At 57.0% G+C, this 17267-nt stretch carries 11 protein-coding genes; 5 read left to right on the top strand and 6 right to left on the bottom strand.

The window, feature by feature from the left end; translation table 11 throughout:
• Positions 1-79: 79 nt before the first annotated feature.
• Positions 80-2590, bottom strand: coding sequence for a glycogen/starch/alpha-glucan phosphorylase (locus tag HPC62_RS19635; RefSeq protein ID WP_172358162.1), 2511 nt, complete (start codon positions 2588-2590; stop codon positions 80-82).
• A gap of 252 nt (positions 2591-2842) precedes the next feature.
• Complete coding sequence (locus HPC62_RS19630) at positions 2843-5278, bottom strand: phosphoketolase family protein (RefSeq protein ID WP_172358161.1); 2436 nt, start codon at positions 5276-5278, stop codon at positions 2843-2845.
• Positions 5279-6026: 748 nt separating this feature from the next.
• Here HPC62_RS19630 and HPC62_RS19625 point away from each other — a divergent pair.
• The 3 genes from HPC62_RS19625 to HPC62_RS19615 all read left to right on the top strand — a co-directional run bounded on the left by HPC62_RS19625 (position 6027) and on the right by HPC62_RS19615 (position 9133).
• On the top strand, positions 6027-6554 hold the full coding sequence (locus HPC62_RS19625) for a peptidoglycan-binding domain-containing protein (RefSeq protein WP_172358160.1): 528 nt from the start codon (positions 6027-6029) through the stop codon (positions 6552-6554).
• Positions 6555-6812: 258 nt separating this feature from the next.
• Positions 6813-7067 (top strand): UPF0175 family protein, encoded by a 255-nt coding sequence (locus tag HPC62_RS19620; RefSeq protein WP_172358159.1) that lies wholly within the window; start codon positions 6813-6815, stop codon positions 7065-7067.
• On the top strand, positions 7067-9133 hold the full coding sequence (locus HPC62_RS19615; RefSeq protein WP_172358158.1) for an NAD-binding protein: 2067 nt from the start codon (positions 7067-7069) through the stop codon (positions 9131-9133). The genes HPC62_RS19620 and HPC62_RS19615 overlap by 1 nt, the downstream gene beginning before the upstream one ends.
• A gap of 57 nt (positions 9134-9190) precedes the next feature.
• On the opposite strand, the gene HPC62_RS19610 is transcribed toward HPC62_RS19615, so the two are convergent.
• The 4 genes from HPC62_RS19610 to HPC62_RS19595 all read right to left on the bottom strand — a co-directional run bounded on the left by HPC62_RS19610 (position 9191) and on the right by HPC62_RS19595 (position 13184).
• A complete protein-coding gene (locus HPC62_RS19610; RefSeq protein WP_290427087.1) occupies positions 9191-10498 on the bottom strand; it encodes an LCP family protein in 1308 nt (435 codons plus the stop codon).
• Between the two features lie 274 nt (positions 10499-10772).
• On the bottom strand, positions 10773-11138 hold the full coding sequence (locus tag HPC62_RS19605; RefSeq protein WP_172358157.1) for a hypothetical protein: 366 nt from the start codon (positions 11136-11138) through the stop codon (positions 10773-10775).
• 96 nt (positions 11139-11234) lie between these two features.
• Positions 11235-12143 carry an ABC transporter permease gene (locus tag HPC62_RS19600; RefSeq protein WP_172358156.1) on the bottom strand — a complete coding sequence of 303 codons (909 nt, stop codon included), beginning with the start codon at positions 12141-12143 and terminating at the stop codon, positions 11235-11237.
• Positions 12144-12149: 6 nt separating this feature from the next.
• The gene (locus HPC62_RS19595) at positions 12150-13184 is read right to left on the bottom strand and encodes an S-layer homology domain-containing protein (protein WP_228721662.1); all 1035 of its coding nucleotides are present in this window, start codon (positions 13182-13184) and stop codon (positions 12150-12152) included.
• A 335-nt stretch (positions 13185-13519) separates the two neighbouring features.
• On the opposite strand from HPC62_RS19595, the gene HPC62_RS19590 reads away from it, so the two are divergent.
• Positions 13520-14194: a hypothetical protein gene (locus HPC62_RS19590; protein ID WP_172358155.1), complete on the top strand. Its 675-nt coding sequence runs from the start codon at positions 13520-13522 to the stop codon at positions 14192-14194.
• A 508-nt stretch (positions 14195-14702) separates the two neighbouring features.
• Positions 14703-17261 carry a phosphoenolpyruvate--protein phosphotransferase gene (ptsP, locus tag HPC62_RS19585; RefSeq protein WP_172358154.1) on the top strand — a complete coding sequence of 853 codons (2559 nt, stop codon included), beginning with the start codon at positions 14703-14705 and terminating at the stop codon, positions 17259-17261.
• The last annotated feature ends 6 nt before the right edge of the window (positions 17262-17267 follow it).

Here is a 17267-nt window from a genome sequence, read left to right as displayed (position 1 = left end):
ATGTAATCATCCGAGGGGGTGTTTGTTTTTCTGAACAAAGCTCCTCCACAAGAAGTCGGGGAGCTTTGTCAGGGTTTGATTAGCTTTGAGTGTAGTCTTTTAGCTCGATGGGAACGGGCTGCACTTTCCAGATGTTTTGGCAGTAGTCACGGATCGAGCGATCGGACGAGAATTTGCCCATGCGGGCTGTGTTGAGGATGGACATGCGAGTCCAGTGATCCCAATTTCGATAGGCTTGACTAACTTGCTCTTGGCAATCGATGTAGGACTGATAGTCTGCTAGGAGTAGGTATTCGTCCTTGTGGAGCAAGTTGTCTACAAGCGGACGGAAAAGACCTGTGTCTCCGTGTGAGAAGAAGCCTGAGGCAATCCGGTCGATGACTTGGCGCAAGTCGTTATTGCTCTCGTAGTAGTCTATTGGTCTGTAGCCTGCTGCTTTTTTGGCGGCGACCTCTTCTGTGGTTAAACCAAATAGGAAGAAGTTTTCGGCTCCGACTTCTTCACGGATTTCGACGTTAGCGCCGTCTAGCGTGCCAATTGTAAGCGCTCCATTCATGGAGAACTTCATGTTGCCTGTGCCTGAGGCTTCTTTGCCTGCGGTGGAAATCTGCTCTGAGAGGTCGGCGGCTGGATAGACTCGCTGGGCGAATTTTACATTGTAGTCTTTGAGGAAAACGACCTTAAGCCGTCCGGCGACATCAGGATCGCGATTAACCACTTCTCCGATGGAGTTGATGAATTTGATAATGAGCTTCGCCATGTAGTATCCCGGAGCTGCTTTGCCGCCGAATAAGAAGGTACGGGGCGTGATTTCAGCGCTGGGATTTGCCTTAATGCGGTTGTAGAGGTGGATGATGTGGAGTGCGTTGAGATGCTGCCGCTTGTATTCGTGAATCCGTTTTACCTGAATATCGAACAAAGATGAGGGATCGACTTCGACATCTGTTTCCGACTTGATGTGGTTTGCCAGGTCTTGTTTGATGGCTTGTTTGATTTGTCGGAATTCGTAGCGGAATCCGGGATCGTCTGCGAACTGCTCAATGCGGCGTAGTTCGTCGAGATGCTTAATCCAGTTGTCTCCGATTTTGCTGGTAATGAGGCTGGTCATGCGGGGATTGCTTAGCACTACGAACCGACGCGGAGTGACCCCGTTGGTGACGTTGGTGAATTTCTCCGGGTACATGTCGTAGAAGTCTTTTAGCACGGTCTGTTTGACCAGTTCGCTGTGGAGTGCGGCGACCCCGTTGATGGCGCTGCTGCCGACACAGGCGAGGTTTGCCATGCGGACGTACTTTTCGCCGCTTTCGTCGATAAGCGATAGGCGGCTGAGGCGGCCAGGGTCGTCGGGAAATTTGATGCGTACGTCATCGAGGAAGCGGCGGTTAATTTCGTAGATGATTTCGATATGGCGAGGAAGCAGTTCGGAGAAGAGCTTGAGGGGCCAGCGCTCTAGGGCTTCGGGGAGGAGGGTGTGGTTGGTGTAGCCGAAGGTGCGGGTGGTGATGTTCCAGGCGTTGTCCCATTGCATTCCGTGTTCGTCCATTAGCAGACGCATGAGTTCTGCGACGGCGATCGCCGGATGGGTGTCATTCAACTGCACCGAGAATTTTTCGGGAAACTTCTCCAGCGACATATTTTGCATTTGGAGGATGCGAATCATGTCTTGCAGAGAGCAAGAGACGAAGAACATCTGCTGCTCCAGCCGCAATACCTTGCCTTGATACTGCTCATCGTTGGGATAGAGGACTTTGGAGATGTTTTCGGAGTTGCTCTTTTGATGGACTGCGCCGAAATAATCGCCGGAGTTGAAGGCACCAAAGTCGAAGGATTCGGTTGCTTCAGCAGACCACAGGCGGAGGGTGTTGGCAGTGTTGACTTTGTAGCCTAGGATCGGCGTGTCGTAGGGAAGCCCTTTCACGACTTTGAAGGGAACCCAGCGGACGCGGTAGTTACCATGCTCATCGATGAAGGACTCGGTGTGTCCGCCGTATTTCACCTCAACAGCCCAATCTGGGCGAGCAATTTCCCAAGGGTTGCCGTAGCGCAGCCATTTGTCCGTGATTTCGACCTGCCAGCCGTCGCGAATTTCCTGGTCGAAGATGCCGAATTCGTAGCGAATGCCGTAGCCGAGGGCGGGAATTTCTAGCGTGGCTAGAGAGTCGAGATAGCAGGCGGCGAGACGACCCAAACCGCCGTTGCCCAGACCGGGTTCTTCTTCCTGCTGGAGTAGTTCGTTGAGATCTAGCCCCAGTTCGGTCATGGCTTGATTGATCTGGTCGTAGATGCCGAGGTTAATCAGGTTGTTACCCAGGTGCGGGCCCATGAGGAATTCGGCGGAGAGGTAGCAGACGGTGCGGGCCTGGGTGTTGGTGTAGGTTTCGGCGGTGTTGAGCCAGCGGCGCAGGAGGCGATCGCGCACGGTGTAGGCCAGCGCCATGTAGTAGTCATTTTTGCTGGCGAGGGCTGGAAACTTGCCCTGGATATAGAACAGGTTGTCCAGAAACGCCCGTTTTAGGGTTTCGATCGATAGCCCAGTGCGATCGTCTTCAATCTGCACTGAGCCGGAAGGAGGGGTGGGTAACGTCTGCATGGTAAAAATCCTGGATGAGTTGGATATTTCTAAGGCTCGTAGGGATCAAGAAGGAACTCCAAGGGAACGAAGTCCTGAAGTTCGGAAAATGCTGCTAGCAAGCAAGGTTGCGGATGGGGCGATCGCTCACTCTAAGAACATTTCAAGATGGCACTCCCAACAGTACGGAATCTCAAAACTAAAGACAAACGGTCTACTGCCCAGAACACTTAATCGGTAGGCAATAGACCGTTCAGCATCAACCCGAAGAACCTAGTAAGGCCACTTCCAGTTCACAATATCGGGACGGTCAATCCCATGCTCAAACGCATAGTTGCGGCAGGCAATTTGCTCATCCTTGAGTTGCTCCTTAGTATGGGCCCCTGCATTCTTCAGCTTGGGTACTCGGTCAATCACATCAATTGCGATACTAAAGCGGTCAATCTGGTTGCAAATCGCCAGTTCCAGCGGCGTGTTGATATTGCCCTTCTCCTTGTAGCCGCGCACATGCAGGTTTTCATGGTTGGTGCGGCGGTAGGTGAGGCGGTGAATTAGCCAGGGGTAGCCGTGGAAGTTGAAGATAATCGGCTTATCCGTTGTGAACAAGCTGTCAAAGTCGCTGTCGCTTAGCCCGTGGGGATGCTCCGTGGCAGGGGTCAGCTTGAACAGGTCAATCACATTGACAAAGCGGATCTTCAAGTCTGGGAACGCTTCCCGCAGCATGACCGAGGCGGCCAGAGACTCTTTCGTGGGAATATCGCCCGCCGTCGCCAGCACCACGTCCGGCTCTTCGCCCGCATCGGTGCTAGCCCACTCCCAGATATCAATGCCCTTGGTGCAATTGCGAACAGCAGCATCCATGTCGTGATACTGCAAGTGCATTTGCTTGTCGGATACGATGACGTTCACATAGTCCTCGCTTTGCAGGCAGTGATTTGCTACTGACAGCAGCGAGTTGACATCCGGCGGCAGGTAGATTCGCACCACTTCTGGACTCTTGTTTAGAATCACGTCCAAGAATCCCGGATCTTGGTGAGTGAAGCCGTTGTGGTCTTGCCGCCAGACTGTGGAGGTGATGAGTAGATTGAGCGATGACACCTCTTCACGCCAGTTAATGTGGCGGCAGATTTCCAGCCACTTGGCGTGTTGACCCACCATCGAGTCGATGACGTGGGCAAAGGACTCATAGGTAGAGAAAAAGCCGTGGCGACCTGTGAGCAAGTAGCCTTCCAGCCAACCCTCCAGGGTGTGTTCACTGAGGATTTCCATCACCCGACCGTCAGGGGATAGCTCACCGCCATCCAAATCCTCAGGCAAGAATTCTGCAATCCAGAATTTTTTGCTGACATCGTAGACCGCGTTCAGCTTGTTGGATGTGTTCTCGTCGGGGCCAAAGATGCGGAAGTTATTCATGTTGTTTTTCATCACGTCTCGCAGGAACACGCCTAGCGGACGAGTGTTTTCGGCTTCGACCACACCGGGGCGATCGACCGGAATGCCGTACTGACGGAAGTCGGGCATATTTAACTCACGCCGCAGCAGACCGCCGTTGGCGTAGGGAGTCGAGCCAAGGCGCTTATTGCCTTCAGGCGCGACCTCACGGATGTAGGGGAAGACCTTGCCGTTTTCATCAAAGAGTTCTTCCGGCTTGTAGCTCCGCATCCATTCCTCGAAGATGCGCTTGTGTTCTTCATTGCCGTGCATAGAACCCATCGGAACTTGGTGCGATCGCCAGAAGCCTTCGACCTTGTGCCCATCGATCTCGCCAGGACAAGTCCAGCCCTTGGGGGTTCGCAGCACGATCATCGGCCAGCGGGGGCGAGTTGCAACGCCACTACTGCGGGCCTCGTGCTGAATCCGCTTAATTTCAGACACGCAATGATCCAGCGTAGCCGCTAGCGCCTGGTGCATAGATTCTGGCTCAGAGCCTTCGACGAAGTAAGGAGTCCAGCCATAGCCCCGGAACAGCGACTCTAGCTCTTCGTGGCTAATCCGCGCCAGGATGGTCGGGTTGTTAATCTTGTAGCCGTTCAGGTGCAGCACGGGCAGCACTGCGCCATCGCGGATCGGATTGAGGAACTTGTTGGAATGCCAGGAGGTTGCCAGGGGGCCGGTTTCAGCTTCACCATCTCCAGGCATCGTCACCACAATCAGGTCTGGATTGTCGAAAGCTGCGCCAAAAGCGTGAGAAATGCTGTAGCCCAGTTCGCCGCCTTCATGGATGGAGCCGGGTGTTTCGGGAGTGCAGTGGCTGCCGACGCCGCCGGGGAAGGAAAACTGCTTGAAGAAGCGCTTCATTCCTTCGACATCTTCGGTGCAATGGCTGAAGTAGTGGGAATAGGTGCCTTCCAGATAGCAGGGACCAAGGAAGCCAGGTGCGCCATGACCGGGCCCGACCATGAACAGCATATCTTGGTCAAACTTCTTGATGATGCGGTTGAGGTGGGTGTAGAGAAACGCGATGCCAGGGCTAGATCCCCAGTGACCCAAAAGGCGCTGCTTGATATGTTCGTCCTTGAGGGGTTCCCGGAGGAGTGGGTTATCGCGCAGGTAAATCATGCCCAGCGCCAAGTAGTTTGCGGCTCGCCAAAAGGCGTGCATCTTCCACAGCTCATCAGGGCTGAGGGGAGTGCCCTGCACCGTAGAGCGGGCTAGGCCAAAGCTGCTAATTGAGGTTTCGACGGTCGGTCTTTCGGAGGAAGCTACCATAATCTCGTTTATCTCTCAAACGCATTGAACTGTGAAGCAAGACAAGTACGGTCAAGTGAGGATCTGAAAGCAAGCGAAACTTCAGATGAAATAACTCTTAGCTAAAAATCCACGGATCGTTAGATTACACAGCATCTCTTTAGGTTTTCGCTGAGAGGATTGGCTGAAACTCAAACGTATGCCTAATCCAGCCACTTTCCAATTCGGTTATGTTTCAACTGCTTTTCCGACTCTCTGAAACAGCACCGCTTTTAGAACATCCAGGCGGCTAAAGGGGTTTGGGAGTAGAGGATTTTCGGTAGCCTCTATAGGCTCTATAGCGGTGAAAGCATGAAAGCTATTGAGAGCGCTTGATAGTGAAATGCTGTCAAATCTTAAGAATGTCAGAAAAGTTTGAAGAAACAGGTAATCCAACTTTTTGCAGAACGGACGAGTGCCAGGGGATACCTGGAGACAGATTTCAGCCAAAAAGGTGTTCTTTAATTTCTAAGAACAATAGGCAAGACGATAGTCGCAGATTGCTTTAGAGATGGAAAGTATTGGGCACAACAGTCGATTAAATTGTCGGAATGAAACTGTCGAAATGAAACTGGGGATTGATGACTTGGGTTGAATGATTGAACTTGGGTGCATGACCCTGCTTTGGGAGATGGGGAGGAAGTGTTGGGAAATTGGATCGAAATCTAAATCTCTTCGGCATCTTTGGGGCAAAGTTCTATGATTAAAGCTAAGGCTGAGCGAAAGGCGCATGGACGCGACACCAAAGTTTGCACATTCTCCTAATGACGACCGCATCGATCTGAGTTGTCTCTATCCTTGGAGTCAGGGGCCGCTGGTTGCCCACTTGCAGGAGCTTTTGGGTGCCTGTGGCTATCAGCTGAGGACGGATGGGGATTTTGGCTGGATTACAGAGGCGGCGGTGCGTGATTTTCAGCGGCGCAATGGCTTACGGGTAGATGGCATTGTGGGCGATCGCACTTGGGCGCTTTTGCTCTCGAAGGTAAAGCCAGGGGCGCGAACGATGCGGCTGGGTTACTGTGGGTCAGACGTAAGGGAACTGCAAGGGCTGTTGCAGGTTTATGGCTATCGGGTTCGTCGCACAGACTGCTTCGACCGTGACACCCAGGATGCAGTGTTGGCGTTTCAGCGATCGCACCATCTGGAGGCAACGGGGGAGGTGACACCGATTACATGGGCAGTGATGTGTGATGGCAAAACTGGGCAGCCGCCACCTGCTCGGAGCAAGTGGCTTTTGGAGCGGGGGCGGTGGCGATAGGGCGATCGCTGATTGCATCTGGCTGATACAGCGCTGAGTAATCTTTGTTCCATCTGGGGAACGTTAGATTCTAAGGGGGCACGCAGGGTGAGGGCGGGGGTGAGCTTCCTGGACTGGTCGCAAAAATGCCAGGTTCTCATAGCGCCAGGATTTCAGCGAGAGCCAGGATACCTGTGTCAAGGCTGTGTTTGCTGGGTTTCGCTAAGGTAGTTAATTAAGCGTTTTTTGATTTTGTTGAGTGAACGAGTGGGACAGTCCATGAGTGTTGAACTGACGATTCCAGATTCTGTTCTCAAGTCGATGCGGTTGCCGGAGCAGCATCTTGAACAGGCGCTGCTCAAAGAGTTGGCGATCGCCCTCTACGCGCAAGAAATGCTGTCCTTTGCCAAGGCGGCAGAACTCGCCGGAATGGAGAGCAGCGAATTTAGCCAGGTGGTGGGTGAGCGCGGCGTTAGCCCCCGGTGCAGCCGCGTCATTATGGATGGCGAGAGCGTCTTTGTGTGCAGCGACTAATGGGTTCCTCGCCGCGCGTAGATCGCTTTTTGGTCTGCGGGCTAGGTAGCCTGGGGCAATATTGCGTCTATCACTTGCAGCGGTTTGCGACCGAGGGGACAGTGGTCTCTGTTACCGCAATCGACCGACAGCGCCCAGAAGAATGGGAGGTCGAAAATCTGACCGATTTGCTGGCGGAGGATCTGCTGATTGGTGATTGTCGGGATGAACCCGTGCTGCTGAAGGCGGGGGTGCAGCAGTGCCGTGCGGCGCTAATTGTCACAAGTAACGAAACGGTGAATATCGAAGCGGCGATCGCCATTCGTCGGCTCAATCCAGACGTGCGCCTTGTGGTGCGCTCGTCTCGCCAAAGCCTCAACGAACTGCTCAAGCTGCGGCTCGGCAACTTCAACGCCTACGACCCGATGGAGATGCCTGCTTTTGCTTTTGCGATGGCAGGGCTACAGGTGGGGCTACTGGGCAGCTTCAACATTGGGGACACGCGCTTGCAGGTGGTGGAACAAACTGTGCAGCCCCGCGATCCGCGGTTTGATGATGCGCGTGCGGTGGCTCAGCACAAAAAATCCTACCGACTGCTCAGCCACCGCCCCCAGGCAGAAATCCCTGCCTTGCCAAACCGGGCGTTTTATCACTGGCAGATAGACACCCGCATTCGGGCGGGCGACACCATTGCCTACATAGAAATCGCAGACGCGCCGGATTATACCCAGCATCAGGCAGGCGGCGACTGGCGATCGCGCTGGCAGGCTGGACTGCAAGCCGTGCTGAAAGAGCAGCCATTGCAGTGGGTTCAGCGAGTGCGGGCGTGGATGCAGGCCAATCGAACTCGTCCACTCATCGCGATGGGTCTGATCACGGCACTGGTGCTGTGGGTGCTAGGGGCGACCATGCTCAAGATGACGGTGCCAGAGCTAACCTGGACAAAGGCGATCGCCTCTGGTGCAGTGCTGCTGCTAGGGGGCTATGGCGACGTATTTGGCGGGTTAGAGAACGACCCCGTTCCCGGCTGGGTTTATTTTGTCAGCCTGCTGATCACGATCATCAGCTTGCTGTTTGTGTTGGGCGTGGTGGGTATTATTGCGGATAACTTGCTCAGCGCCCGATTTAGCTTCCTCCAGCGGCGGTCGCCGATGCCCAAACAGGGGCATGTGGTGATGGTTGGGCTTGGGCGCGTTGGCCAGCAGGTAGCAACCTGGCTTCAGACGTTTCGCCAGCCCTTTGTTGTGTTGACAGATGTGGCGGACAACCTGGCGCTGTTTCCCAAAATCCCGATCATCGTGGGGAATCCGATTCAACAGATCCGCCACGCCAATATTGAAACCGCCAAAAGCCTAGTCGTCGTCACGGACGACCAAATCTTAAATCTGGAGGTGGCGCTTACGGCGCGAGAGCTGACCCGCCAGCAAAAGCAGTCGTTGCAATTGGTGATTCGTTCCTATAACCAGCGGTTTAGCGCCAGTCTGGCCGCGCTGATTCCCAACGCTCGCGTGATGGCTGTGTCGGCCTTGGCCGCCGAAGCGTTTGTGGGTTCGGCCTTTGGCGAAAATATCCTGAGCCTGTTTCGGCTGAATGAACAGACGATCTTGGTGACGGAATTTTTGGTAGAAGCGGGCGATACGCTGGTGGGCAAGCTGCTTTCGCAGGTGTCCTATGGCTATGGTGTGGTGCCGATTTTCTATGAACGCAACAGCGAGCGGCGGACGCTCGACAGCAGCGACAGCCTGATGCCGTCGGAAACCTGGATGCTGAAAGCGGGCGATCGCCTCATTGTCCTGTCCACCATCGACGGACTGCGGCGCATTGAGCGTGGGCAGATGCGTCCCCCCCGAACTTGGCGACTCAGCATGGGCAAGCCCCTGAATCGGGGCAATCTCAGCGAGATTGGCACCACCCTGCACCGCATCTCCGGGCTAAACCTCAACACCGCCAACGCTTTTGCCCAAAACTTGCCCGGCACGATCTATTTGCAGCTTTACGACTATCCAGCCCATCACCTGCTAGCAGAACTGCGGAAGCTTGCGCCGGACGTAACGCTAGTGGCGCTTGAAGAGGGAGAGAAGAAGTAGCGGCGTAATGGCATGGGCTTGCCCCGATACGCTGACCCTACCTTACTCCACCCTCTTCTACTCCACCCGCCAATCTGTGCCCACCTGAACCGTCACGTCCGATTGCAGGTTGCCAGTTCCTTCGACACGCACTTCGCCAAGTCCGAGCGATCGCCGCACCGCCTCAGCTTTTGCAAGGTCGCCGCCCTGGGCAATAATGCGGGTTTCGCGCAGGGGTTCGCTCCAGTTTTCGTCAATGTAAACGTTATAAAACCCAGCCTCTCGCAGCGCGAACATCAGTTGCTCGGCCGCCGCAAGGTTACCTGTGGAGTCTTGAATCGCGATCTCAATGCCATAGTCTGTTTCTGCGGGAACCGAATCGACCCCTGGCTCGGCGTATGGATCGGCAACCGATTCGCTTGAGGCTGGATTGAGTCCAAAGTATTGGCTGCTCATCTCCTGAATGCGAGAGTAACTCGGCAGCCAATAGCTGGCTTCATAGTCGCCCGCCCCGCTAAACTCTCCTGGCAGCATCAGCATCTGCAAGTCGGCCCGCTTGAGCTGCGCTGCAAAGCCCACTAGCGCCACTAGTTCCTCAACCGTCAGGTTAGTATCGACATTTTCCTGAATCACTGACAGGATTTGTGGAATGCGCGTGAGTGTGGCCGGACTGAGGGTCTGCTCGACCAGCGCCCGCATCAGCATTTGCTGCCGCTGCACCCGCCCAATATCGCCGTAGGCATCGTAGCGGAACCGCAGAAATTGCAGCGCCTGTTCGCCGTTGAGGTGCTGTTCGCCCTGCTTCAGGTCGATATAGAGATGCTGGGAATGATCGGTATATTTCATGTCCTTAGGTATGTAGACCGTCACGCCGCCCAGCGCATCAATCAGCTTTTCGACCCCCTGCACATTGATCCGCACATACCGATCAACGGGCACACCCCCTAGTAAATTGCTAATTGACTGAGCCGCCAACGCCGGGCCGCCGTAAGCATTGGCTTCGTTCAGCTTGGTTACGCCCAGCCCAGCGACGCGGGTGCGTGTGTCTCGCGGCACCGATAGCACCACGAGTTTGCCCGTTTCGGGGTTAAACCGCAGCATCAGCATGGTGTCGGATAGCCCATCGAAGGAGTTGACCAGTGCGTGATAGCCCAGATCGCGAACTTCGGGCGGCGGGTTGTCCACATCAGAACTCAGCACCTTAATTCCCAGCACCATGATATTGACGGGGCGGGTCAGCCGGGGCAGGCGAAAGTTTAGGCCGGTCGCGATTTCCCCCTGACCAAAAACCTTGGACTCTTCTGGCGAAAGCCTGCTTTGCAATAGCGGTGTGCTGGCCAGCGTCATAGCAAGCAGCGCTCCTGCCCCCGCGGAAACGGTTGCCACACCCAGCAACCCTAGCAACAGCCAGGGGAGTTTGATTTTTCGAGGGGGCAGGGGTTGGGTTTGAGGAGACAAAGAAGATCGAGCCTTTGGGGATGTCACGAGGGGTTGCTAAGGGAGAACGGGTCTAGAGGTGAAAGACGTGGCTGAAAGCGTTGACGACTGTGGTGGTGGGGTGAGTTCCGACGCTTCATGCAGCATCTTAGCAACGATTTTGCAGAATGGATGATGTGGGGTGTGAGTTGATTGTGGGTAGATCTAGATTTCTGGAACTGGGCTACGGCAGGCGATCGCTCACGTCGCTAATGCCCGGTAGCCGCAAGGGCCTGCGCTGCCACAGCCGCAGCATTAGCCACAGCATGACGACGAAATAGCCGGAGGTGAGGGCGCTGTTGGCAACGAGAAGCGGAATTGCAGAAGGGTCAGCCGTGTGGGCCCCCGCCGCTAGCGCCGCATAGCCCACCAGCCAGCCCAGCCCCAGCGTCGTGGATAGTCGCGCCGCCTGCCGTTCGCGCGAATCGCCCTTTCGCACTGCCAGCGCCCACATCGCTGGAATTACGCCCAGCACGGGCACCAGATAGACAAACATGCGAATTCGCTTGAGCTGCTGGGGATCGTAGGGGTCGTCGTAGGGGTTGGGCATTTGGGAAGGATGGTTGCGGTTGACGAAAAGTAAGGAACGGGATGGCAAGGGCTGGAATGGCTTCACGAGCTTTTTCTGACCCTCAAACGCGCTGCCTCATGCTTCCCGGCGCGGATCGAGCGCATCCTGCAAGCCGTCGCCGATGTAGTTGATGCTGAGGACGGTGAGGAAAATCATCAGACCTGGAAAGACGGCAATGTGGGGGGCGGTTTCGATGCGGTTGTAGGCATCGAACAGCATTCGCCCCCAGGTAGGCACGTCGGGCGGAAAGCCAAGTCCCAAAAAGCTGAGGGTCGATTCGGTGAGGATGGCAGTGGCGATCGCCAGCGTAGCCGACACAATCACCGGACTCAGCACGTTGGGCAGCAGATGATGCCAGATGAGATGGCCCGGACGCGCCCCCATTGCCCGCGCTGCGGCGATAAAGTCGCGGTTTCGCAAGGAGAGGAACCCGGCCCGCACCAGCCGCGCGGTACTCATCCAGTTCAGCCCACCAATGACGCAGACGACGAGGAGGAAGATGCCCCACTCTGGGCCGGCGATCGCCCGTGCGGCGCTGCGAAACAGGTAGACGACCAGCAGCAGCAGGGGCAGTTGGGGCAGCGCCAGAAACAGGTCGGTGAGGCGCATCAGCAGCGTGTCGAGGAGTCCGCCATAGAACCCGGCGATCGCCCCAATGCCCACGCCCAGCCCAATGCTCAGCGCCATTGCTGCCACGCCCACCGCCAGAGAAATGCGGCCACCCACCAGCACTCGCGCCAGTTGATCCTGACCCAGATCGTTGGTGCCAAAGAGGTGAGCCAGGCTGGGCGGAGCCGCCGCTCGTCCAAAGTCAATCGCTGTTGCCGAGACGGGATAGACCCATGGCCCCACCAGCACCGCCAGTCCCAGCAGGCTCAGCAGCCCCAGCCCCAGCATCGCCGTCCAGCTTCGCCGAAATCGCCGCCATGCGGATCGCCACAGAGCAGACGGCTGCAATACAAGCTGTTCCGATAGGGCGACCATTGCTTGCTACTGTCCCCCGACTTGTTCAGCAGTCTGGCTGCTGGTGGGTTCGGTTGCCTGCTGTCCGGCTTCCCGGGCCGACAGCCCGTTCCCCTGGGTGCCAAAGAACCAGAGGACGGCCGCCGCTTCTGCCCGCGTCACGGGCTTTTTGGGCTGAAACAGGGTGGTATAGCCAAAGGCGCGACGGATGTTCGACAAATCGGCGTTTTGGAAATCGGCCAGCACCGCCCGCTGGGCCCGGGGATCGATGCTGGCGGCATCCTGAAAGCCCCAGGTTTGCTGCACGGCTTCTAGGGTGGCGTTGGGCAGCGAACGGCGCAGATCCAGCGGTGTTTTCCACAAAATCAGGTCTTCGCGGGTGAGGGGCGCGTCGGGGCGAAAGGTGACGATGGTGCTGTTGCCCGATAGCGGGCTGGGCACGAGGCCAGCACTGGCTAACCCTTGAATTGCGGCGAAATCTGGATCGCTGCTGGGCACGTCCTGGAAGGCGGGTGTTTCTGAGGGAGACGCGGGGCGAATTTTGTTGGCGGGCTGGTTCGCAAAAATTTCGTTGTTGGCGGCCATCAGCCAGCGGGCAAACTCGCGGCGAGTGATGGGCTGACCGGGCTTGAACTCGGACGCAGCAGGGGTGATCTGGAGAACGCCCAACTCTGCCAGGTCGGTAATGTAAGGCTGCAAATCGGCTGGGGCTTGGGCTAGGTCGGTGAAGCGCTGGGGCGCGGTGCGGAGTGTGCCTGGGCTACTGGTCGTTGCGCTGGGCTGGCCGGGTCGCCAGTTTGCGGCGGGGCGGGGCGATGGCGAGGTGGCGGGCGATTCGGACGGGGAGGCAGGCGGGGCGATCGCCCCTGGAGATTCTGGCGCATTAGGCGAGGGCGTGGCCTCCGGCGAAGCAGGCGGACTGGCCAGCCCCGATTCCTGCCCTGGGCCATTGATCAGCGCTGGATCAGGCGCAAGGCGACGCTGAAACTCGGCGCTGCAAGCCGCCAGCGGCAGCACCGTGCTAATTAGCAGCCCGATGGCGATTTGTTTTCCCCTCAGCACAACAGTCACAGGCTTGATTCACTGGCTGAAAACTCATCAACTCTACGCTAGCGCAAGTGAGGGGATAGGATGTGCCCGGATAGGCACTGAGTAGGGCGCATCCCAGTTCTGCAAGTTTGCCCTCATCCCCCAACCCCTTCTCCCAAAACGAGAGAAGGGGAGCCGGATTGGAAGTCCCTCTCCTGCTTTGGGAGAGGGATTTAGGGTGAGGGTTACAAAAGTGGGATAGACCCCGCTGAGTATTTGGAGTTTGGCATTGCGACAGACGCTATCGCTGCTGCGGATATGCGTAAATGATTCTCGGTTGCCCTGTCCCTCTACCCCAACCGTGACTCATGTCAGACCTGCAAGCCGATCCGGTCTTTTATTCCAGCGTCATGATTGAACACATTGTGCCCCGCAGCAAGGAACTGCCGTTTCGGCGATGGCACGCAGAACTGCTGCATCGCGCTCGGCAGTTTCCGGGCTACATTCGGACGGATCTCTGCCCGCCGCTGGTGTGTCGGGATGGCGTGGTGAAGTGGTATTCGGTGATGCACTTTGATACGCCAGAGCATTTGAACGAGTGGGTGCAGTCGAGCGATCGCAAAGAACTGGTCATCGCGGGGCAGAGCTTTTTGCAGGAATATCGTTTTAAATCCTTTACCACAGGGCTAGAGGGCTGGTTTTCGCAGACATCGGGCACGGAGCGCCCCGCGCTGGGCCCTGCGCCCTGGAAACAAGTGCTGTCGGTGGTGATGGGGCTATACCCTACGGTGATGATTCAATCGCTGGTGTTTGGGGCGCTGGGCATTATGCAAGACTGGCCGCCGGGCAGCGCCATGCTGGTGAATAACCTGATTACTAGCTCGATCCTGACCTGGGGCGTGATGCCGCTGGTGTCGCGGCTGCTGGCTTTTTGGCTAGAGCCGCCCTATCGGCGATCGCCCACCCGCGTCAATCTCCAGGGCGCAGTGCTGGTGGGGGTTGCGCTGTTGCTCATGATGACGGTGTTTAATCACGTAGAGTAGGCACGCAGGGTAGGCATATAGAGTGGGCACGTAGAGTAGAGTTCGGGGTCGAACTCCAATTTCTAATCCCAAAGCTTCTAATCCCAAATCTCTTGATCCCGACCTGGCTGCCGATGTATTTTGCGTAACTGCCAAAAATGGGCGATCGCCCTTATTTGTAAAGCGTTTGGTAACGTTTGGCGGCTCAAAGCTTAAATTTTTAATTCGTAAATTCCAGCACCTTGCTGATCCCTGTGAGGATAAGGTCTATCGTTTGGTTCCTGGCAAGCCAGGAGTTGAAAGTCTGCACAGGTCTGCAATCGCGTGTGATTTCTCGCGGGTGATTCTTTGCGTGTGATTTTTCACGGGCTGTATTTGGTGTGAGTGCAGTTTTTTATCTTTGCAATTTTGTCTTTCAAAGAGTCATCGGGTTGCGATCGCCCGCTTTGGGCTGTGTGGATTGGAATACTGAGAAGTTCTTTACGGTTCAAAACATTTCATCTTGGATATCAAATCAGGAGATTGACGAATGAGCTATGCTGTAGCGCCAGCAGAGACTCGCAGCATGGTGGCGCTGGTTGCCCCATTGTCGGGTCAGTTGGTTCCGATTGAGCAGGTGCCCGATCCGGTATTCGCTCAAAAAATGGTAGGCGATGGCGTGTCGATTGACCCCACGAGCCAGACACTGTTAGCCCCTTGCGATGGCGAGGTGATCCAGCTTCACCCGTCCAACCACGCGGTGACGGTGAAAACACCGGACGGGCTGGAAGTGCTGATGCACATCGGGCTGGACACGGTGACGCTGCGCGGTGAAGGGTTTGTGCCGCGAGTGCGGGTGGGCGATCGCGTCCGGGTGGGCGACCCGCTGATCAACTTCGACGCAGATTTCGTGGCCACGCACGCCCGCAGCCTGCTGACCCAGATTGTGATCACCAACAGCGATCGCGTCGTCAAGTTTGAGCCACGCCTGGGAACGGTCGTGGGCGGCCAGGACATCGCGCTGGATCTGGCGCTGGGCGACGTTTCGGAGGATGGGACGGTCATTGGCGGGGTGACGGTTGCCTCGGAGCCGATCGTCATTCCCAACCCGACGGGGCTACACGCCCGCCCCTCTGCGGTGCTGTCTACGCTGGCGAAAAAGTATAAGTCCGATATCCGCCTCAAGTATGGCGATAAGTCGGCCAACGCCCGCAGCGTGATTGGGCTGATGGGTATGTCGGTGGGCAATGGCGCGACCGTGCAACTGGAAGCCAGCGGCCCCGATGCCGAAGCGGCGATCGCCGAACTCAGCGAAGCCCTCCGCACCGGCCTGGGCGAAGAAGGCGCAAAACCCGTGGCCGTGGCGGCCAGCATCGAACAGCCAGAAATCTCGAAGCCCGCGCCCCGGCCCCGATCGGAAGATCCGAACGTCATTCTGGGAGTGGCTGCGTCGCCTGGGGTGGCGGTCGGCTATCTGCGTCGGGTGCAGCAGCAAGAAATCACTGTTTCGGAGCATGGTGGCGCACCCAATGAAGAACGTCGCAAGCTGGAGCAGGCGATCGCCAAGGCTTCGCAAGATGTAGAGGCGCTGCGGGCAAAGGTTCACGGCCAGGGCGATCCGAAAAAGTCCGCCATCTTTGCCGCTCATCAGGAAATTCTGGACGATCCGGAGCTAATGGACACGGCCGCCAGCGCCATTGACAAGGGCAAGAGCGCTGCCTACGCCTGGAAGCAGACCTATACAAGCCAAGCCGAAATGCTGTCCAAGCTGGATAATGCGCTTTTGGCAGAACGAGCCAATGACCTGCGGGATGTGGGCGATCGCGTCTTGCGAATTCTCACTGGAGTTACGGCCGAAGTCGTCACCTATCCCGAACACACCATCCTGGTGGCCGAAGACCTCACCCCATCGGACATGGCCACGCTAGACCCGACGAAGATCGCAGGCTTCTGCACGGTGGCGGGTGGCGCAACCTCCCACGTCTCTATCCTGGCGCGGGCGATGGACATTCCCTCGATGGCAGGCACAGAGCCGCGAGTGCTGGAGCTACCGGAAGGAACCCCGGCGATTCTGGACGGCAGCAAGGGGCGGCTGCGGCTAAATCCCTCGACGGAGGAAATGGAGCGCACCCAGCAGCGGATTGCCCGCGTTAAAGAACGCCGCCAGCGAGAACTGGCAACTGCGTTTGAACCTGCAATCACGACAGACGGACACCGCATCGAGGTCGTGGCCAACATCAGCAACGCTGAAGAAGGCGCAAAATCGGTCAAGTTTGGTGGCGAGGGCGTGGGCCTGCTGCGGTCGGAACTGGTGTTTATGGAACGCGACAGCGCCCCCGACGAAGACGAGCAGACCGCCATCTACAGTGCTGCTGCCAGAGCGCTGGAGGGTCGCCCGCTGATCATCCGCACCCTGGACGTAGGCGGCGACAAGCCCCTACCCTACCTGCCTATTCCCCACGAAGAAAATCCCTTCCTAGGGGAACGCGGTATTCGGCTTGGGTTCGATCGTCCAGAGATTCTCCGCACCCAGTTTCGCGCAATCCTCCGCGCCTCCGAGGCGGGCAAGGTTCGCATCATGTTCCCCATGATCGCCCGACTGGAAGAATGGCACATGGCCAAGCAAATGCTGGAGGAGGAGCGCCAGTCCCTCGGCGTTGCGCCCATTGAAGCTGGAATCATGGTGGAGGTGCCCTCAACCGCAGTCATGGCGGAGCAGTTTGCCCGCGAGGTAGATTTCTTCTCCGTGGGCACCAATGACCTGACGCAATATACCCTGGCGATGGATCGCGGCCATCCCAAGCTGGCTCCCTACGCTGATGCGCTAAGTCCTGGTGTGCTGGGGCTAATTGGCATGGCGGCCCGCGCTGCAAATAAGTACGGCAAGTGGTGCGGCGTTTGTGGCGGCGTAGCGGGCGACCCGCAGGCCGTGCCGATTCTGATCGGTCTGGGCGTGAAAGAACTCAGCGTCAGCGCTCCCACGATTCCCAGCGTCAAGGCCCAAATCCGCACGCTCAGCCTCGCCGATTGTCAGCGCCTTGCAGAGCAAGCCCTCGCGGCAGATACGGCCGAAGCCGTGCGTGAACTCGTGCCCCTGACTGAGGATTAGGCGCTG

Origin of the sequence: Thermoleptolyngbya sichuanensis A183, assembly GCF_013177315.1 — a bacterium.
In the GTDB taxonomy this organism is placed as follows: Bacteria; Cyanobacteriota; Cyanobacteriia; order Elainellales; family Elainellaceae; genus Thermoleptolyngbya; species Thermoleptolyngbya sichuanensis.
Note: the sequence above shows the minus strand (reverse complement) of the source record. Positions and strands in the feature narration are given on the sequence as shown.